At 68.4% G+C, this 17,176-nt stretch carries 14 protein-coding genes; 6 read left to right on the forward strand and 8 right to left on the reverse strand.

The genetic code is table 11. The features are described from left to right. From JWP65_RS05935 to JWP65_RS05955, 5 genes are all read right to left on the reverse strand, one after another. Positions 1–744, reverse strand: a 744-nt coding sequence (locus JWP65_RS05935) for a glycosyltransferase family 4 protein (protein ID WP_299761384.1), incomplete at its 3' end; no start/stop codon positions are given. 19 nt (positions 745–763) lie between these two features. Beyond that, a complete protein-coding gene (locus JWP65_RS05940; protein ID WP_299761387.1) occupies positions 764–1,771 on the reverse strand; it encodes a Gfo/Idh/MocA family oxidoreductase in 1,008 nt (335 codons plus the stop codon). Continuing rightward, a complete protein-coding gene (locus JWP65_RS05945) occupies positions 1,768–2,721 on the reverse strand; it encodes a zinc-binding dehydrogenase (RefSeq protein WP_299761390.1) in 954 nt (317 codons plus the stop codon). Before JWP65_RS05945 ends, JWP65_RS05940 begins: the two co-directional genes overlap by 4 nt. Positions 2,722–2,735: 14 nt before the next feature. Then, entirely contained in the window at positions 2,736–3,800 is a 1,065-nt protein-coding gene (locus tag JWP65_RS05950) for an NAD-dependent epimerase/dehydratase family protein (protein WP_299761393.1), read from the reverse strand. Beyond that, on the reverse strand, positions 3,797–4,921 hold the full coding sequence (locus tag JWP65_RS05955; protein ID WP_299761396.1) for an NAD(P)-dependent oxidoreductase: 1,125 nt from the start codon (positions 4,919–4,921) through the stop codon (positions 3,797–3,799). Before JWP65_RS05955 ends, JWP65_RS05950 begins: the two co-directional genes overlap by 4 nt. Positions 4,922–5,119: 198 nt before the next feature. On the opposite strand from JWP65_RS05955, the gene JWP65_RS05960 reads away from it, so the two are divergent. Genes JWP65_RS05960 through JWP65_RS05970 form a run of 3 tightly spaced genes read left to right on the forward strand, consistent with a single transcriptional unit; the run spans position 5,120 to position 7,797 of the window. Beyond that, positions 5,120–6,253 carry an inositol-3-phosphate synthase gene (locus JWP65_RS05960; RefSeq protein ID WP_299761399.1) on the forward strand — a complete coding sequence of 378 codons (1,134 nt, stop codon included), beginning with the start codon at positions 5,120–5,122 and terminating at the stop codon, positions 6,251–6,253. A 9-nt stretch (positions 6,254–6,262) separates the two neighbouring features. Further along, positions 6,263–7,198, forward strand: a complete 936-nt coding sequence (locus JWP65_RS05965) for a glycosyl hydrolase (RefSeq protein WP_299761402.1) — start codon at positions 6,263–6,265, stop codon at positions 7,196–7,198. Further along, complete coding sequence (locus tag JWP65_RS05970) at positions 7,195–7,797, forward strand: histidine phosphatase family protein (RefSeq protein WP_299761405.1); 603 nt, start codon at positions 7,195–7,197, stop codon at positions 7,795–7,797. The genes JWP65_RS05965 and JWP65_RS05970 overlap by 4 nt, the downstream gene beginning before the upstream one ends. On the opposite strand, the gene JWP65_RS05975 is transcribed toward JWP65_RS05970, so the two are convergent. Both JWP65_RS05975 and JWP65_RS05980 read right to left on the reverse strand, forming a co-directional pair. Continuing rightward, entirely contained in the window at positions 7,769–8,734 is a 966-nt protein-coding gene (locus JWP65_RS05975) for a hypothetical protein (RefSeq protein ID WP_299761407.1), read from the reverse strand. The genes JWP65_RS05970 and JWP65_RS05975 overlap by 29 nt on opposite strands. Next, complete coding sequence (locus JWP65_RS05980; protein ID WP_299761410.1) at positions 8,731–9,792, reverse strand: UDP-glucuronic acid decarboxylase family protein; 1,062 nt, start codon at positions 9,790–9,792, stop codon at positions 8,731–8,733. Before JWP65_RS05980 ends, JWP65_RS05975 begins: the two co-directional genes overlap by 4 nt. Positions 9,793–9,994: 202 nt before the next feature. Here JWP65_RS05980 and JWP65_RS05985 point away from each other — a divergent pair, with 202 nt between their 5' ends. After that, positions 9,995–11,068, forward strand: coding sequence for a BMP family ABC transporter substrate-binding protein (locus tag JWP65_RS05985; protein ID WP_299761413.1), 1,074 nt, complete (start codon positions 9,995–9,997; stop codon positions 11,066–11,068). A gap of 3 nt (positions 11,069–11,071) precedes the next feature. Here JWP65_RS05985 and JWP65_RS05990 read toward each other — a convergent pair whose 3' ends face one another. Then, a complete protein-coding gene (locus tag JWP65_RS05990; RefSeq protein ID WP_299761415.1) occupies positions 11,072–15,127 on the reverse strand; it encodes a M10 family metallopeptidase C-terminal domain-containing protein in 4,056 nt (1,351 codons plus the stop codon). Positions 15,128–15,306: 179 nt separating this feature from the next. Here JWP65_RS05990 and guaD point away from each other — a divergent pair, with 179 nt between their 5' ends. Together guaD and dcd are read left to right on the forward strand one after the other, a co-directional pair. Beyond that, positions 15,307–16,629, forward strand: coding sequence for a guanine deaminase (guaD, locus tag JWP65_RS05995; RefSeq protein WP_299761418.1), 1,323 nt, complete (start codon positions 15,307–15,309; stop codon positions 16,627–16,629). Further along, positions 16,626–17,176 (forward strand): dCTP deaminase (gene dcd, locus JWP65_RS06000; RefSeq protein WP_299761421.1); only part of this gene is annotated, 551 nt, incomplete at its 3' end. The genes guaD and dcd, both read left to right, overlap by 4 nt.

The following is a 17,176-nucleotide window of genomic DNA, read 5'->3' on the forward strand; positions in this document are numbered from 1 at the left end:
GAGCTGCCGCGCCAGGGCTTGGCGCGGCAGCTCGCCCAGAAAGTGCACGCCGGTGGGGACGACGGTGCCGCCGTCCGGCTGCCTGGCGGCGCCGGCCAGGTGCACCGGCCAGTCCAGGGCGGGCGCCACCTGCTCCAGCGCCTTGAGGTTCTTGGCGGCATCCCAGAAGCGGCCGGCTGCGAGGATCACGTGCTGCTTGCGGCCGGGGGCGAACAGCTGCGGGTTGGCGGTGTTGCCCAGGACCAAGCCGGGGCGGTCGTAGCCGTGGTTCACGGCCAGCGACTTGAGCATCGCGCCGCTCGGCGCCGCCACCAGCCCGGCGCCGGCGAGGCCGGCCCGGACCATCCTGCGGTACGCGTTCCATTCCTTGGGCGCGCCGGCGCCGTACACGGCCCGCCACCACGACAGCACGCAGGAATGCGCGACCATCAATGTCGGCGCGCGAAAGGGCAAGGCGCCAAAGGCGTATTGGTTCAGGTGCACCAGGTCGGGGTGGAACATGCGCTCCAGCGCCAGCAGCCAGTCGCCCGCGGCCGCCACGTCCTCGGCGCTGTCCTGCATCCATTCCAGGCGCCAGGCGCTGTCGAACAGCGTCACCCAGCGCGTTCCGGCCAGCTCGGCGCGCTGGTGGGCCGACACCGGCGCGCCCATGGTGGCGATGGCCACGTGCACGCCACGGGCGTCGAGTGCGCGCGCCAGTTCCACCGCATAGGTCCAGACACCGCCCACGGTGTCCGCCGTCATCAGGATCCGGGGCGCGCGCTCACCGGCCATACACGCGGTCCAGCACGGCGGCCACTTCGACGATGCTTGCGATGGCCGGGTCGTAGCCGCCGCCGCCGGCCAGCCGGCGCGCCCAGTCGACGATGGCCCGGCCGCCCCAGGCGTCCGGCGGGTCGGCCAGCGGCGTGCGCTGCGTGCCGTTGAAGCGAACGGCGGCGAAGTCGTAGAACGAGCCACCGACGTTTTGCATGGCCGCGCCGGCCCGGCTGCCGTGGAAGTGCGCTTCGATCACGGCATCGCGGCCGGCCGAGAGGTTCCAGGAGCAGGCGATCCGGACCACGGCGCCGGTGGCCAGGTCGAGCTGCGCCACCGCGTAGTCTTCGACGTCGTTGCTGGCTGGCGGAAGCGGCTTGCCTTGCGCGTAGCGGCGGCTGGTGACCTGCTCCACCCGCGGAAACGCCAGCGTCCACAGCGCGAGATCCACCAGGTGGATGCCCAGGTCGATGGCGCAGCCGCCACCCGACAGTGCGGCCTCGCGGGCCCACGACTTGTCCGGGCCGTAGGCATTGTGGAACACCATGTCGACGGCGTACACCGTGCCGAGTTCGCCTTCCACCACGCAATTGCGGATGCGGCGCATGGCTTCGGTGTGGCGGTAGGACAGGTCGCAGCCCAGCAGCCTGTCGGCCTTGCGGGCGGCAGCCACGACCGCCATGTTCTCCGCCGCGGTGCGCGCCAGCGGCTTCTGGCAGAACACCGCCAGGCCGCGGTCGAGCGCGGCCAGCGCCTGCTGCGCGTGCAGCGCGCTGGGCGTGGCGATCACCACGCCGTCCAGGTCGTGCCGCAGCAGGTCCTCCAGCGTTGCCACGGCGGCCGCCTGGGGCGCGGCCGCCTGGGCGCGGGCACGGGCAGCGGGCGACGGGTCGGCCAGGGCGACCACCCGGCAGGCCTTTTCGTCCAGCAGCGCCTGCATGCGGTGCTGGCCGATCCAGCCCAGGCCGAGGAAGCCGATGCGTGGCAACCGATTGTTCTCGTCGGCGCTGGTCATGTGGTGACGAGTGCCTTCATGAAGCCGTCGGGCCGCGTGCGGGTCAGCTCCAGCGCTTCCCCGAGCCGGTCCAGTGGCAGCTTGTGCGTGTAGAGCGGCGCCGGGTCCAGCACGCCTTCCAGCATCAGGTCGACTGCCCGCTTCATGCCGGCCACGTAGGCCTGCGGGTCGCGCTCGTGCGCGTTGATGACGTCGATGCCGCGCCAGTTCCACAGCTGCAGGTTGACCTGCCGCAGGCCGTCTTGGTGGTAGCCGGCGATGATGAGCCGGCCGCGCTCGGCGGTCAGCTCGCCTGCCAGGTCCAGCGGCCACGGCAGGCCGGTGCACTCGATCACCCGTTCGCACCACTTGCCGTCGGTCAACTTTCTGACCTTCTCCAGAATCTGCCAGTGGTCGTCCAGCAGCAGAGTGGGCCCGGCCCCGGCGGCCTTGGCGACATCCAGCGAGAACGGCCGCCGCGACAGCGCGATCACGCGCGCCCCGGCATGCGTGGCCAGCTGCGTCAGCAGCGCGCCCAGAAAGCCGATGCCCACGATGGCCACGGTCTGCCCGGCACGGATCTCGCTGCGCTGGAAGATGTTGGCGGCGCAGCCGAGCGGCTCGCCCAGCACGGCCGCGCCGGCGAGTTCATCAGGCAGGCGGAGCACCGAGCCGGCATCGGCGACGTCGTACTCGGCGTGGGCGCGGTAGGTGAGGGCCGCCACGCGGTCGCCCGGCTGCAGGCCGGTGACGCCTTCACCCAGCGCGGCGACCCGGCCCCAGCCTTCGTGACCCGGGGCACCTGGCGGTTGCGGGTAGTTGAACCACTCGCGGCCTTCCCACAACGGCAGGCTGGAGGCGCAGACCCCCGAGCCTTGCAGCCGCAGCAGCACCTGCCCCGGCCCTGGCTCGGGCGGCGCGATGCTCTGCAAGGCCGCCTGTCGTGGCGCCGCGATCACACCTGCGTGCATGTGGGCGGCCGCCATCAATGCACCCCCGCCGCCACGCGCTGCGCCGCCGCCCGTGCGCCATGCTGCGCCGCCAGCCACTGGTACAGCTGCCCGATGCCGTCGGCGGCCGCGACCTTCGCCTTCCAGCCGGTTTCGCTCTGGAAGGCACCGGTGTCGGAAACGTAGTAGCGCTGGTCGCCGGTGCGCCAGGCGTCGAAGCTGACGCCCGGCCGCTCGCCGTGCAGCTGGGCGATGCGGTCCAGCAGGTCGAGCAGGCTGATGGTGTTGGCCGGGCCGCCGCCCATGTTGAAGGCGCGGCCCTTCAGGCGCGGCGCGTGCTGTTCGGCCAGCAGGAAGGCGTCGACCAAGTCGTCGACGAACAGCACGTCGCGCACCTGCATGCCGTCGCCGTACAGCGTGATGCGTTCGCCGCGCAGCGCGCGCAGGATGAAGTGCGCCACCCAGCCCTGGTCTTCGGTGCCGAACTGGCGTGGCCCGTAGATGCAGCTCATGCGAAACACCAGGGTGGTCAGGCCGTAGCTGCGGGCGTAGTCCACCACGTACTGGTCGGCCGTGCCTTTGGAGCAGCCGTAGGGGCTGTGGAAGTCCAGCGGCCGGGCCTCGGAGATGCCGCGCGCCATGATGGCCTGCTCCACCGGCAGGTAGCGTTGGCCCTGCATCGCGAGGTCGAGGTCTTCCAGCCCGCCGTACACCTTGTTGGTCGAGGTCATGATGACGGCTGGCGGCAGCGGCCGGGCCCGCGCCGCCTCCAGTACGTTGAGCGTGCCCAGCGCGTTGATGGCGAAATCCTCGCGCGGCTGCTCCAGGCTGGTCGTCACCGCCACCTGGGCGGCGAAGTGGAACACTTGCGTCACACCGGCGCAGGCCTGCGCCACGGCCGCGGCATCGCGCACGTCGGCCCGTTCGAACTCCAGCAGCAGGCCATGCTGCTGGCGCAGCCACTGCAGGTTCTGCTCGACGCCCGGGCGCGAGAGGTTGTCGAGGATGCGCACTTGCCGGCCCAGGGACAGCAGGCGATGCGCCAGATTGGAGCCGATGAAGCCGGCTCCGCCAGTGATCAGGGTAATCGGCTGGCTCATACCGTCAGCCCCCGCGCGGCCAGTTCGGCGCTGGCTTGGGAAACGCGGTCGACCGCCACCTGCCCGGCCAGCCAGGAGGACAGCTCGACCATGCCGTCGTCCAGACGGACCTGCGGGCTGTAGCCCAGCACCTGGCGCGCCTTGGAAATGTCGGCGTAGCAATGGCGAATGTCGCCGACGCGGTACTTGCCCAGAATGTCTGGCCGGATGTGCTGCTTGCCCATCACATGGGCCAGGCGCGCGGCGACGTCGCGCACCGTATGCGGCTCGCCGCTGCCGATGTTGAACACCTCGCCGGCCGCGCCGGGAGTCTGCAGTGCCAGCCGGCAGCCGCGCACGAGGTCGTACACGCTGACGAAGTCGCGCTGCTGCAGGCCGTCCTCGAAAATGGCGGGCGGGTTGTCGTTCAGGAGGCGCGCGGCGAAGATCGCCAGCACGCCGGTGTAGGGATTGGACAAGGCCTGGCGCGGGCCGTAGGCATTGAAAAAGCGTAACGCGACGGTCGGGATGTTGTAGGCCCGCCCGATCATCAGGCACAGGCGCTCCTGGTCGAACTTCGACAGTGCGTAGACCGACGCCAGCGCCGGCGGTTTGGTCTCGGGCGTGGGCCGGGGCTGCAGGACGGCGCCGTCTGCGTCGCGGAACTCCCACTCGCCGCGCTTGAGCTGCTCGAGCGTGCGCTCGCCGGCCAGCCGCGTCTCGCCGGCAGGCGTCTGGTACAGGCCTTCGCCGTACAGGCTCATGCTCGATGCGACCACCAGCCGCTGCACGGGATTCTTGATCAGCGCTTCGAGCAGCACCGCGGTACCGAGATTGTTGATGCGGGTGTAGTGCGCCACCTCGTACATGCTCTGGCCGACCCCGACCGCCGCGGCGAAGTGGAACACGGCATCCACGCCGCGCAGCGCCTCTTCGACCTTGGCCGGATCGTTCACATCGCCCACGACCAGCTCGACCTCGCCGGCGAGGTACTCGGGCCGGCGTCGCGCCTGGCCGTGCACCTGCGGGTCGAGGAGGTCGAGGACACGAACCTGGTAGCCGTGCCCCAGCAGTTCGTCCGCAAGGTGCGAACCGATGAAACCCGCACCGCCCGTGATCAACAACTTCTTCGGTTTTTCCATGCCGAGTCTTCCTGTTTATCCGTCGATCCTTCATGTTAGGACCACGACTCAGCCAACGGGCCCGATCGGATGCAGTTTTGCGATAAAAATTGAAAATCCACTAAGGTCGAGCACGCGAACTGTACGATTTGGGACCGCCCGTGGCTGACCCGTCGAGGTCTGCCCGACCATGAGTTAAGAAAGAAAGGGAGCTAGGCAATGGGCAAGATCCGGGTGGCCATCATCGGCGTCGGAAACTGCGCTTCGGCACTGGTGCAAGGCGTCACGTTCTATCGCGATGCGAGCGCGGGCGACTTCATTCCAGGCCTGATGCACGTCGATCTCGGCGGCTACCACCCGCGCGACATCGAGTTCACGGCCGCCTTCGACGTCAGCGCACACAAGGTGGGGCTCGACCTGAGCGAAGCCATCCTGGCCGAGCCGAACAACACCATCGCCTTCGCCCAGGTGCCGCACCTGGGGGTGACGGTTTCGCGCGGCATGACGCACGACGGCCTGGGCGCCTTCCTGAAAGACGTGGTGCCAAAGTCACCGTCGAGCACCGACGACATCGTGGGAATCCTGAAGGCAACGAAGACCGACGTCGTGGTGTCTTACCTGCCGGTTGGCTCCGAAATGGCCAGCAAGTGGTACGTCGAGCAGATCCTGGAAGCCGGCTGCGCGTTCGTCAACTGCATCCCTGTGTTCATTGCCTCGCAGCCCTACTGGAACAAGCGCTTCGGCCAGCGCCGGCTGCCCGTCATCGGCGACGACATCAAGTCGCAGGTGGGCGCCACCATCGTGCACCGCCTGCTGACGGATCTGTTCCGCAAGCGCGGCGTGCAGGTCGACCGCACCTACCAGCTGAACGTGGGCGGCAATACCGACTTTCTGAACATGCTGGAGCGCGAGCGGCTGGCTTCCAAGAAGATCTCCAAGACCAACGCCGTCACCAGCCAGCTTGGCCATCCCATGAAGGCGAGCGACGTCCATGTCGGCCCCAGCGACTACGTGCCGTGGCTGACGGATCGCAAGTTCGCCTTCATTCGCATGGAAGGCACCAGTTTCGGCAACGTTCCGCTCACATGCGAGTTGAAGCTGGAAGTGTGGGACTCACCGAACTCGGCCGGGGTGGTGATCGACGCGATCCGCTGCGCCAAGATCGCCCTCGACCGTGGCATCGGCGGAGCCCTCAACGGGCCCTCGGCGTACTACATGAAGTCGCCGCCGCTGCAGTTCACCGACGATCAGGCCCACGAACTGGTGGAGGCGTTCATCCGCGGTGAGGTGCCGATCGAGAGCGTCCCCGCGGCCGCCGCCGCCGGGCAAGTCTCCATGCACAAGGACCTTTGAAGCAACGCCATGATCGAAGCCGTCAAGTTCTGGAACGAGCCCAACAACAAGTCGCACTGGGACCCGGAGATCGACCCGGGCTGGGTGCGCTACGCCGAGATGGTCAGGCTGGCCAGCGCCGCGGTGCGGGCCGAGGCGCCCGGGCTCACCCGCGTGCTGGGCGGCATCTCGCCCATCGACCCGGCCTTCATCGAGACGCTGGGCCGCGCGGGCGTGCTGGACGCGGTCGACGCCGTGGCCGTGCATGGCTTTCCCCTCGACTGGAACCACTGGCAGCTCGACGAGTGGCCGCGGCGCATCGCGGAGATCGAGGCCGTGACGCGCCTGCCGGTGTGGGTCACGGAAGTCGGCGTCTCGACTTTCGGCGCCGAGGAGGTGCAGGAGTTCGGCCTGAAGCGCACCGCCGAACTGCTGCGCGGTCGGGTGCCGCGCGTGCACTGGTACTCGCTGTACGACCTGCCCCGCGCCTGGCCCGCCACCACGCGCCACCGGGAGGCGGAAGGCTCCAGCTATTACCGCCACTTCCACATGGGCCTGCTGCGCGAGGACGGAACCCCCAAGCTCGCCTGCCGGCACTTTGCGGACTACACGCCCGAGTTCGGCATCTGCCAGTGGTTCCACTTCGAGGACCACCGGCTCGAGCAGGCCGCGCGCTGGCTCAAGCGCCTGGGCGTGAAGAAGCTGCGCACCGGCTTGAGCTGGGCCGACAGCTTCCGGCCCGAGGCCGACGCCTGGTTCGACCGCCAGATGCTGGCGCTGGAGGAGTTCGACGTGACCGTCACTTTCTGCTTCACGCCCGAGCACCGCGGCATCCAGGCGCACCACAGCAGCGCGCCACAGGTGGCCCAGGAGTACGCGGAGTTCTGTGCGCGCATGGTGCGCCGCTATGTCGGTGGCAGGGCGACGCCGCTGATGCAGGGGAGCCCGCTGGCCTCGGTCGCGTGACCACCTTCGTGTTGCTGCGGCACGCGGCGCACGGCTGGCTTGGCCGCGGGCTGGCCGGCAGGCTGCCGCAGGTTGCGCTGGACGCCGCGGGGCGGCAGCAGGCACAGGAGCTGGTGGCACGGTTCGCCGGAGTGCCGATCACCGCCATCTGCAGCAGCCCCCAGCGGCGCACGCAACAGACCGCGCAAGCGCTCGCGGCCAGCCGCGGACTGCCGGTCGGGATCGAGGCCTCCTTCGACGAGATCGACTTCGGCGCCTGGACCGGCCGCGAGTTCGAGCAGCTGCGCGGCACCGATGGCTGGGACCAGTGGGTGCACCGACGCGGCAGCGCCTGCCCGCCGGGCGGCGAGCCGTTCGCCGGCGTGGCGGTGCGCGCGACGCAAGGGCTGGAGCGGCTGCGGCAGGCCCACCCCGAAGGCTGCGTGCTGGTGGTGTCGCACGGCGATGTGATCAAGGCCATGCTGGCAACCTGCCTGGGCATGTCGCTCGACCACCTGGAGCGGCTGGAGATCGCGCCGGCCTCGGCCAGCGTGCTGGCAATGGGGGAGGACTGGCGCCAGGTCCGGCTGATCAACGGGCAGGGGCCGCTCTCGCCGTAGCGGCCAGCCGCTGCAGCGTCCAGGCGGCACGCGCGATCACGGTGGCCCAGTCGCCGGGCGCCGGTTGCCGCAACAAGCGCATGGACGGATACCAGGGCGAAGCGTCGCGCTCCGTCATCCAGCGCCAGTCCGCCTGGTGCTTGAGCAGCAACCAGGTCGGGCGCCCCAGCGTGGCGGCCAGGTGCGCCGGCATGCCGTCGATGCTGATCACCAAGTCGAGTTCGTTCATCGCGGCGGCGGCTTCGGCGATGCCGCGGGTGCGGTGGGACAGGCGCTCGATCGGCCAGTCGGCCAGCGCCGGGTCGTCCGCCGCCGGGCCCTGCTGCAGGGAAAAGAAGCGCACGCCCTGCACGGCCAGCAGCGGCGCCAGCGCCGCCGGGGGCAGTGACCGGCTGCCGTCCCAGTCGCTGGCGGCCCAGAGCAGCCCGACGCGCAGCCGGCCGTCCCGCGGCAGGCCCAGGGCCGGCCTGCGGGCGAGCTGCAGGCCCAGGTGCGGGTAGGGGGGCGGCAAGGTGGCCAGCGTGGTGCGCAGGGCGTAGGCCAGCTCCATCACCTCGATCTCGACCTCATGCGGCGGCAGCGTCTGAAGGTTCCACCAGTCGCAGACCTGGCCCAGCCCGCGGCCGCCGGTGAGCAGGGGCAGCAGCTGCGGCTGCACCATCAGGTGCAGCCGCGCGGCACCGAGCAGCGGCACGAAGCGCAGAAACTGCAGCGTGTCGCCCAGTCCGTGGTCGCAGCGCACCATCACCGCCCGGCCGCGAAGCGGCGTGCCGTCCCAGCGCAGGAACTCGGGCTGCCACGCAAAGCCGGGCTGCGCCTGCAGCCGGCGCCGCTCCAGCTCGATGCGATCGGTCGCGCGCCAGGCCTCTTCCCAGTCGCCGGCCCGCATCGCGGCGAACCAGTCGCCGGCCACGTCGGGCAGCGGGAGTGGGCTCAAATCGCGATGGCGGCGCCGTCTCGCGTGCCCATGCCGTTCAGCGCCCGGCGCCGGCGCTCGGGCGTGGCCTGCCGGTCGGTCGCGGCGGCCGCGGCGTCGGCTTGCCCGCTGAGCAGGAGGTCGAAGTAGGCGATGGTCTTCTTCAGGCCGGCGGTGAGCTGCACGGTGGGCTCCCATTGCAGTTGCTCGCGCGCCTGCGTGATGTCCGGGCGGCGCTGCATCGGATCGTCGACGGGCAAGGGCGAGAACACGAGCTTGGAGCGCGAGCCGGTCAGCGCGATGACCTGCTCGGCCAGCGCGACGATGGTGAACTCGCCGGGGTTGCCGAGGTTGAGGGGGGCGGAGCACGGCCCCGGCAGCGCCATGAAGCGCAGGAAGCCCTCCACCAGGTCGTCCACGTAGCAGAAGCTGCGGGTCTGCTCGCCCTTGCCGTAGACGGTGATGGGCTCGCCGCGCAGTGCCTGCACGATGAAGTTGGAGACGACGCGGCCGTCGTTGGGGTGCATTCGCGGGCCATAGGTATTGAAGATGCGCGCCACGCGGATGTCTACACCCCACTGCCGTTGGTAGTCGAAAAACAGGGTTTCGGCGCAGCGCTTGCCCTCGTCGTAGCAACTGCGTGGCCCGATTGGGTTGACGTGGCCCCAGTAGCTCTCGGGCTGGGGGTGGCAGCTGGGGTCGCCGTACACCTCGCTGGTGGAGGCCTGGAAGATGCGCGCCTGCGTGCGCTTGGCCAGCCCCAGCATGTTGATGGCGCCGTAGATGCTGGTCTTGGTGGTCTGGACCGGGTCGTGCTGGTAGTGCACCGGCGAAGCGGGACAGGCGAGGTTGTAGATCTCGTCGACCTGCACGTGCAGCGGCAGCGTCACGTCGTGGCGCACGAGTTCGAAGCGGGGATGGTCGAGCAGGTGCTCGATGTTGTCCTTGCTGCCGGTGAAGAAGTTGTCGGCACAGATGACGTGATCGCCGCGCGCGACCAGCCGGTCGCACAGGTGGCTGCCGAGGAAGCCAGCGCCGCCGGTGACAAGGATCTGGCTGCTCCCGTTGTACTTGCGCATGTGCTTGCTTTCCTGGCGGTGATGATTTTTATCGAAAAGACCATCTGGATGCTTCGGATTTATTTATACGCAAACTCGCGCCTCTTGTGGGCCGTCGATCCTCGACCGTGAAGCAACAGCGGCATTTACAATACGGCCGAGAAGATCGCGCCCCGGCGGTCTTGCCTTTTCTTTTTTTCCCGGGGCCATGTAGAGGACCACCATGTACAAAAACCTCGCCGCCATGGCCATGGCGGCTTGCGTCTTTTCCATTCCCGCCCACGCCAGGCCGAACGAGCCTGTCAAGGTCGGGTTCGTCTATGTCGCGCCCATCACCGACGCCGGCTGGGTGCGCCAGCATGAGGCGGCCCGCCAGTCTGTGCAGTCGGCGTTCGGCTCCCGCGTGAAGACCGCGTTCGTCGAGAACGTGGCGGAGGGGCCCGACGCCGAGCGTGTGATCCGTGACCTCGCCGCCACCGGCCACAAGCTGATCTTCACGCCCAGCTTCGGCTACATGGAGGCCACGCTGAAGGTGGCGCGCGAATTCCCCGACGTGAAGTTCGAGTCCATCACCGGCTACAAGATGGCGCCGAACGTGGCGACGGCGAACGCGCGCTACTACGAAGGCCGCTACCTGGCCGGCATCGCCGCCGGCCGGCTGACCAGGACCAACGTCACCGGCTACGTCGCCGGTTTTCCGATTCCCGAGGTGCTGCAGGGCATCAACGCCTTCACCCTCGGCCTGCGCTCGGTGAACGCCAAGGCGCAAGTGAAGGTGGTGTGGCTCAACGCCTGGTTCGACCCGGCCAGGGAGCGCGAGGCGGCCATGACGCTCATGAACCAGGATGCCGACGTGCTGTCCTTCCACACGGCCTCGACGGCCGTGATGGCGGCGGCGCAGGAGCGCGGCAAGCTGGCCATTGCCTACCACTCGGACATGCGCACGACGGCGCCCGACGCGCAGGTGCTGGCGGTGACGCACCAGTGGGGCGACTACTACCGACAGCGCACCCAGGCGGTGCTGGACGGCACCTGGAAGCCGGGCAACGTGTGGGGCGGCGTGCGCGAAGGCATGATCCGCGTCGACCACTTCGGCCCCAAGGTGCCCAAGGCCGTGCAGCAGGAAGTGCTGGCGCGGCAAAAGGACATCGCCGCCGGCAAGCTGCGGCCGTTTGCGGGCCCGATCGTCGACAACGAAGGCCAGGCCCGCCTGGCCAAGGGGCAGTCGCTCACGGACCCGCAGATCCTGCAGATGGACTACCTGGTGACCGGCGTGCAGGGCAGGGTGGCGAAGTAGCCGTCAGAACACGAAGTCCGACGCGCCCAGCGTCGTCGTGCCGCCGATGTGCAGCGCGAACTCCGCCGTCGCATCTGCATCGGTGCTGCCGTACAGCATCACCTTGCCGCTGTCGACGGCGAAGCGCAGCTGGCCGGTGGCGTTGGCGCTGAACGCCTTGGAGGCGATGAACGAGAAGTCTTGGTGGCCCGCCCGGCTGCCGTTGCCGTCCAGGTGCGACAGGTCGATCTTGTCGCTGCCGCGGGTGAAGTCGGTGATCTTGTCCAGGGAGGCCAAGGTGCTTTCGGCCGCCGCGGCGAACACGAACCGGTCGGCGCCGGCGCCGCCGGTCTGCTGGTCGGCGCCCGCGCCGGCGTGCAGCCTGTCGTTGCCCGCGCCGCCGCTCAGCACGTTCTTGCCGGCGCTGCCGGCCAAGGTGTTGGCCAGGGTGTTGCCGGTGGCGTTGATGGCCGCGCTGCCGCTCAGCGTCAGGTTCTCCAAGTAGGCGTCGATGGCCAGCGACCAGGAGATGCTGGAGACCACCGAGTCGACGCCTTCGGTCCTGGACTCGCCGTCGATGTTGTCCCTGACGTTGTCCACGTGGTAGGTGTCGTTGCCGCCCTCGCCGCGCATGATGTCCGCGCCGGCGCCGCCGTTCAGGATGTTGTTGCCGGCGTTGCCGTTGAGCGTGTTGGCCAGGGTGTTGCCGGTGGCGTTGATCGACCTGGCACCGGTGAGTGTCAGGTTTTCGAGGTAGATGTCGGACGCGAGCGACCAGGAGATGCTGGAGACCACCGAGTCGACGCCTTCGGTCCTGGACTCACCGTCGATGTTGTCCTTGACGTTGTCCACGTGGTAGGTGTCGTTGCCGCCCTCGCCGCGCATGACGTCCGCGCCGGCGCCGCCGTTCAGCACGTTGTTGCCCGAATTGCCGGTCAAGGTGTTGGCCAGGGTGTTGCCGGTGGCGTTGATCGCCATGTCGCTGGTCAGCGTCAGGTTCTCGAGCCAGGTGTCGGTGGCGAGCGACCAGGTGATGGCGGACCGCACCGTGTCGGTGCCGCTGGAGCTGGTTTCGCCGTCGATGTCGTCGCCGGCGCCGACCACGTAGGTATCGTTGCCATTGCCGCCGCGCAGGACGTCGGCACCGTCGGCGCCGTCGAGCATGTCGTCGCCCCCGAAGCCCAGGAGCGTGTCGTCGCCGTCACCGCCAAGCACGGACTCGCTCCTGGCCGTGCCGTGGAACTCGTCGGCTCTCCCCCCGGTGGCGTTCAGGCGCAGCAGGGAGTTTTCGCCGCCCTCGGGGTGCTCGATGGTGAAGTCCGCCGCCGCATAGGTGCCCTGCAGGTCGACCGAGAACAGGCCCGCGCCGACCCGAACCCACACGCGCGTGTTGGTGCCTTCGTCGATGATCTCCAGCGTCGCCTGACCGGTTTCCAGGTCGTCCTCGTTGCCGCCATCGACCAGGCTGGCGATATACAGGTTGTGGAAGGACAAGGCGTCGTTGCCACGCAGATCGGTGACGGTGTCCCGCCCTTCGTCGCCCCACGGATCGAAGGTGAAGGTGTCGTGACCGCCGCCACCCGTGAGGGTATCGCTGCCGCCGTTGCCGAAGATCCAGTCGTTGCCGGCCGCGCCGTCGAGCGCCTCGTCTGCATTGCCGCCATGCAGGTTCTCGTTGCCCGTCGTGGCGCCCGCGCCGACGTTGATGTGGCTGCCCCATTCGTTGCTGTTGAGGGCGAACTGGCTCGCATCGAAGGTGCCGGTCAGGTCGATCGTCACCAGGCCGCCGTCACCAGCGGCCATCCGCACGTACAACTGCGTCGTTCCGGCGGTCGGCGTGCCGAGCATGATGCCGCCGACGTCCAGCGTCGACGTGTCGTCGCCCGTTCGGACCGGCCCGTTCCACACAAGGTGGCCGAAGTTCAGTGAGTCGTCCACGCCCAGGTCGGTGATGCGGTCGGTCCCGAACAGAGCGATGTCCGCGAGGTCCACGTCCTGGTCGAGGTCGATATCGGTGTCGTAGGCGAAGCTGTCGGCGCCTTCACCTCCGGTGATCGTGTCGTTGCCCTGGTGGCCGCTCATGTAGTTGTGTTCGGCGCCCCCGAGGATGACGTCCGCGAAGGCACTGCCCTGGATGTGCAGGGATTCGATGTTGACCAGCGTGTCCGTGCTGCCGTCGAACGGGTCGATCTGGGTGCCGCTGGAGGCGGTCGAAACGAAGACGCCACCCGCGGTGTCGGTTCCTACGTTGTAGCTGACGCTGTCGTAGCCGTCGCCCCCGTCGATCCAATCAGCGCCGCCGCTCCACTGGCCGCCCGCCGTGATGTAGTCGTCGCCGGCGCCGCCGTGGATGGTGTCGGCGCCGGCGCCGCCGTTGATGAAGTCGCGGCCGCCAAGGCCTTCGACGAAGTCGTTGTTGCTGCCACCGTTCAGGTTGTCGTTCCCATCAGTGACGATCAGCTGGAACACCAGCTCGGTGCCGATGGTGCCGGTGTCGTGGTAGACCAGGCTGAAGTTGCCGCTGGCTGCCGTCACGTTCTGCATGGTGATGCTCACCAGGCCGTTCTCGCCTTCGACCATGCGCACCACCAGGGTGCTGTTGCCGCCTTCGGTGGTGAGCATCGCCTGGCCCAGGGTCAGCGTGGAGGTGTCGCCCATCGGCATCAATTCGGTGACCTGGACCCCGGCCAGGAACAGCGAGTCCCCGAGTTCCAGGTCGCCGATCGTTTCCGAATCACCCGCCGAGCTGGAGCCATAGGCGAACACGTCGCGCCCCGCCTCGCCTCGCAGCGTGTCGTTGCCGTCGTCGCCGAGCAGCGTGTCGCCGCCGGCCTCGCCCGTGAGGTGGTCGTCGCCCGCGGCGCCTTCCAGCCGGTTGTCGGCTGCGTCGCCGCGGATGAAGTCGTTGAACCTGCCGCCACGGACTGCTTCGATGTTGGCCAGCGTGTCGAATCCGCCGGCGCCGTCCTGCGCGGTGCCCTGGGTCAGGTCCACGTTGGCGCGAGAGAACGCGTTGGAATAGTCGACACGGTCCCAGCCGTTCCCGCCGTCGATGAAGTCGTTGCCGCCCATGCCGTTGAAGAACTCGAACTTGCCTTCGCCCTCATTGGCGGTGTCGCCGCCGATCAGGGTGTCGTTGAAGTTGGAGCCGCGCAGGCCTTCGATGCTGGCCAGCGTGTCGGTGCCGAAGGTCGCGTCGCCGGGGTTGGTCTTCTCGCCGTCGACCGCCCAGTGCTCCCCGAGATTGGCATGGACCTGGAAGTCGTAGCGGGCGATGTCGAGGCCGCCTGCGCCGTCCATGAAGTCGTTGCCGGCCCGGCCCTGCAGGGTTTCGGTGAACTCCGAGTCGGAGCCGACGATGGTGTCGTTGAACTTGCTGCCGTGAACATGGTTGATGTTCAGCAGGGTGTCGGTGCCGGCCGCGCCGGTGACGATTCCCGACTCCAGGTCGATGTTCACCGCGCCTGAGGCAGAGTTGTACGTGACGCGGTTGGACGTCGTGGCGCTGAGGGTGCCGCCGTCGATGGTGTCGTCGCCCAGGCCGCCGTCGAAGATCTCGAAGCCCCAATCCGTGGTGCCCAGCATGGAGTCGTTGTAGTCGCTGCCCACCACGGACATGATGTTCGCCAGGCTGTCGGTGCCGCCCGATCCGTCCAGTGCGATGTTCGTCTGGAGGTTGACGTTCACGCCCGAACCCGGCGATCCCATTGCCGCATAGCTCGCGACGTTCAGGTCGCTGTAATTGAACGTGTCGATGATGACGCCGCCATCGAGCGTGTCGTCGCCGTTGCCGCCGTTCAGGGTGTCGGCACCTGCTTCGCCCAGGAGCGAGTCGTTGCCCAGGTTGCCGCGCAGGACGTCGTTTCCGTCTTCGCCGCGCAACGTGTCGTTGCCGGCGTCTCCCAGCAGCGAGTCGTTGCCTTCATCGCCCAGGAGCAGGTCATCGTCGTCGCCACCTGACATCGAGTCGTTGCCCAGTGCGCCGTCCAGCGTGTCCGCTCCCGCGGCACCGGTCATGGCGTCGGCATCGGGCGTCCCCAGGTACGAATCGTTGCTACTTGTTCCAATGTAATTGGCCATGGCGTTGATGCTTTCGTCTGCTTGGGGGCGCCGGATGGGCGGGGTAAGTCACACCGGGTGCAACCGTTAGTTTCTGTTTGTACTTGAAATTAATGTATTCGGCTACTGGGGTCGAGCCTGAACCTGGGCGGCCGGGGCCTGGCGCCTCGGCCTTGTGGCGAAAGTCTCAAAATGAGGCAATGCAAGCTTTCCGCGCCTCCCTCCTGCGCTTCGCCGACGACAGCGCCGCCCTGTTCGAACCCGATGGCCTGCTGGTGATCGGCCCCGACGCTTGCGGGCGCCAGGTCGTGCGTGCCGCGGGCAACTACAAAGCACTCGCTGGCGACTTCGCGGGCGTGGGAATCGAACACCTGCCGGGGCGCATCCTGGCGCCCGGTTTCATTGACCTGCATGTGCATTTCCCCCAGATCGACGTGATCGGCTCGCCGGCCGACGGCCTGCTGCCCTGGCTGGAGAATTTCACCTTTCCGCACGAAGCGCGCTTCGCCAATGCGGATTACGCCGAAAGTATGGCGAGCGTGTTCCTCGACGAGCTGCGTCGCCACGGTGTCACCACGGCGCTGACGTTCTGCACTTCGCATCCCGCGTCGGTGGATGCGTTGCTCTCGGAATCGCAGCGGCGCGGGCTGCGCATGATCGCGGGCAAGGTGCTGCAGGACCGGCATTCGCCCGATGGCGTGCGTGACGACACCGAGCAGTCCCTCGTGGACACCGAGGCGCTGATCGGCCGCTGGCACGGCCGCGGCCGGCTCGGATATGCGATCACTCCGCGCTTTGCCCCCAGTTGCACCGAGGCGCAGCTGCGCGGGGCCGGTGAACTGGCGGCGCGCCATGGCGACGTCTGGATCCAGTCGCACGTGGCGGAGAACAAGGACGAGGTCCGCTGGGCGCGAGAACTCTTCCCCGACGCGCGCAGCTACCTGGCCGTGTACGAGGGCTTCGGGCTGCTGCGCGAGCGGGCGATCTATGCGCATTGCATCCACTTCGACGACGACGACCGGGCGCTGATGCGCGACACCGGCGCCGCCGCCGCGGTCAGCCCCACCAGCAACCTGTTCCTGGGCAGCGGTTTTTTCGACTACGAAGGCGCGCGCCGCATCGGCTTTCGGCATGGGCTGGCCAGCGACGTCGGTGGCGGCACCAGCTTCAGCCCGTTCCACACCATGCTGGCGGCGTACTACGTCGGGCGCGAGGGGCAGACCAAGCCGGGCTTGAGCCTGCAGCCGCAGAACCTGTGGTGGCAGCACACCGCCGGCGCCGCGCAGGCGCTCGGGCTCGGTGGCGTGATCGGCAACCTGCAGCCTGGCTGCGAGGCCGACTTCCTGGTGCTCGATCCGAAGGCCACGCCGCTGCTGGCGCGCAAGACTGCGAATGCGCGCAGCCTGGACGAACTGCTGTTCTCGCTGATCGTGCTGGGCGATGACCGCGTGATCGAGCGGGTGGTCGTCGACGGGGTGGCCTGGAGGCCACCCTACAATCGCCGCCAGGAGTTTCCCCGATGACCATCAAGAGCGACAAGTGGATCCGCAGGATGTGCGAGCAGCACGGCCTGATCGAGCCTTTCGAGCCGAACCAGGTGCGCGAGGTGGATGGCCGCCGCGTCATCAGCTACGGCACCTCGAGCTACGGCTACGACATCCGCTGCGCGCCGGAGTTCAAGGTCTTCACCAACATCCACAGCACCGTGGTGGACCCGAAGAACTTCGACGAGAAGAGCTTCGTCGACTTCTACGGCGACTCCTGCATCATCCCGCCCAACAGCTTCGCGCTGGCGCGCACGCTGGAGTACTTCCGCATTCCGCGCAACGTGCTGACCATCTGCCTGGGCAAGAGCACCTACGCGCGCTGCGGCATCATCGTCAACGTCACGCCGTTCGAGCCCGAGTGGGAAGGCTACGTGACGCTGGAGTTCTCCAACACCACGCCGCTGCCGGCCAAGATCTACGCCGGCGAGGGCTGCGCGCAGGTGCTGTTCTTCGAGAGCGACGAGGTCTGCGACATCAGCTACAAGGACCGCGGCGGCAAGTACCAGGGCCAGCAGGGCGTCAC

Source organism: Ramlibacter sp. (genome assembly GCF_028292805.1).
Classification (GTDB): domain Bacteria; phylum Pseudomonadota; class Gammaproteobacteria; order Burkholderiales; family Burkholderiaceae_C; genus Ramlibacter.

Excerpts from the sequence above, each read along its gene's own strand:
- JWP65_RS05960 (WP_299761399.1), top strand. The coding sequence starts at position 5,120 with ATGGGCAAGATCCGGGTGGCCATCATCGGCGTCGGAAACTGCGCTTCG.
- JWP65_RS05990 (WP_299761415.1), bottom strand. The coding sequence starts at position 15,127 with ATGGCCAATTACATTGGAACAAGTAGCAACGATTCGTACCTGGGGACG.
- guaD (WP_299761418.1), top strand. The coding sequence starts at position 15,307 with ATGCAAGCTTTCCGCGCCTCCCTCCTGCGCTTCGCCGACGACAGCGCC.
- JWP65_RS05950 (WP_299761393.1), bottom strand. The coding sequence starts at position 3,800 with ATGAGCCAGCCGATTACCCTGATCACTGGCGGAGCCGGCTTCATCGGC.
- JWP65_RS05980 (WP_299761410.1), bottom strand. The coding sequence starts at position 9,792 with ATGCGCAAGTACAACGGGAGCAGCCAGATCCTTGTCACCGGCGGCGCT.
- JWP65_RS05985 (WP_299761413.1), top strand. The coding sequence starts at position 9,995 with ATGTACAAAAACCTCGCCGCCATGGCCATGGCGGCTTGCGTCTTTTCC.
- JWP65_RS05945 (WP_299761390.1), bottom strand. The coding sequence starts at position 2,721 with ATGCACGCAGGTGTGATCGCGGCGCCACGACAGGCGGCCTTGCAGAGC.
- JWP65_RS05965 (WP_299761402.1), top strand. The coding sequence starts at position 6,263 with ATGATCGAAGCCGTCAAGTTCTGGAACGAGCCCAACAACAAGTCGCAC.
- JWP65_RS05940 (WP_299761387.1), bottom strand. The coding sequence starts at position 1,771 with ATGACCAGCGCCGACGAGAACAATCGGTTGCCACGCATCGGCTTCCTC.
- JWP65_RS05955 (WP_299761396.1), bottom strand. The coding sequence starts at position 4,921 with ATGGAAAAACCGAAGAAGTTGTTGATCACGGGCGGTGCGGGTTTCATC.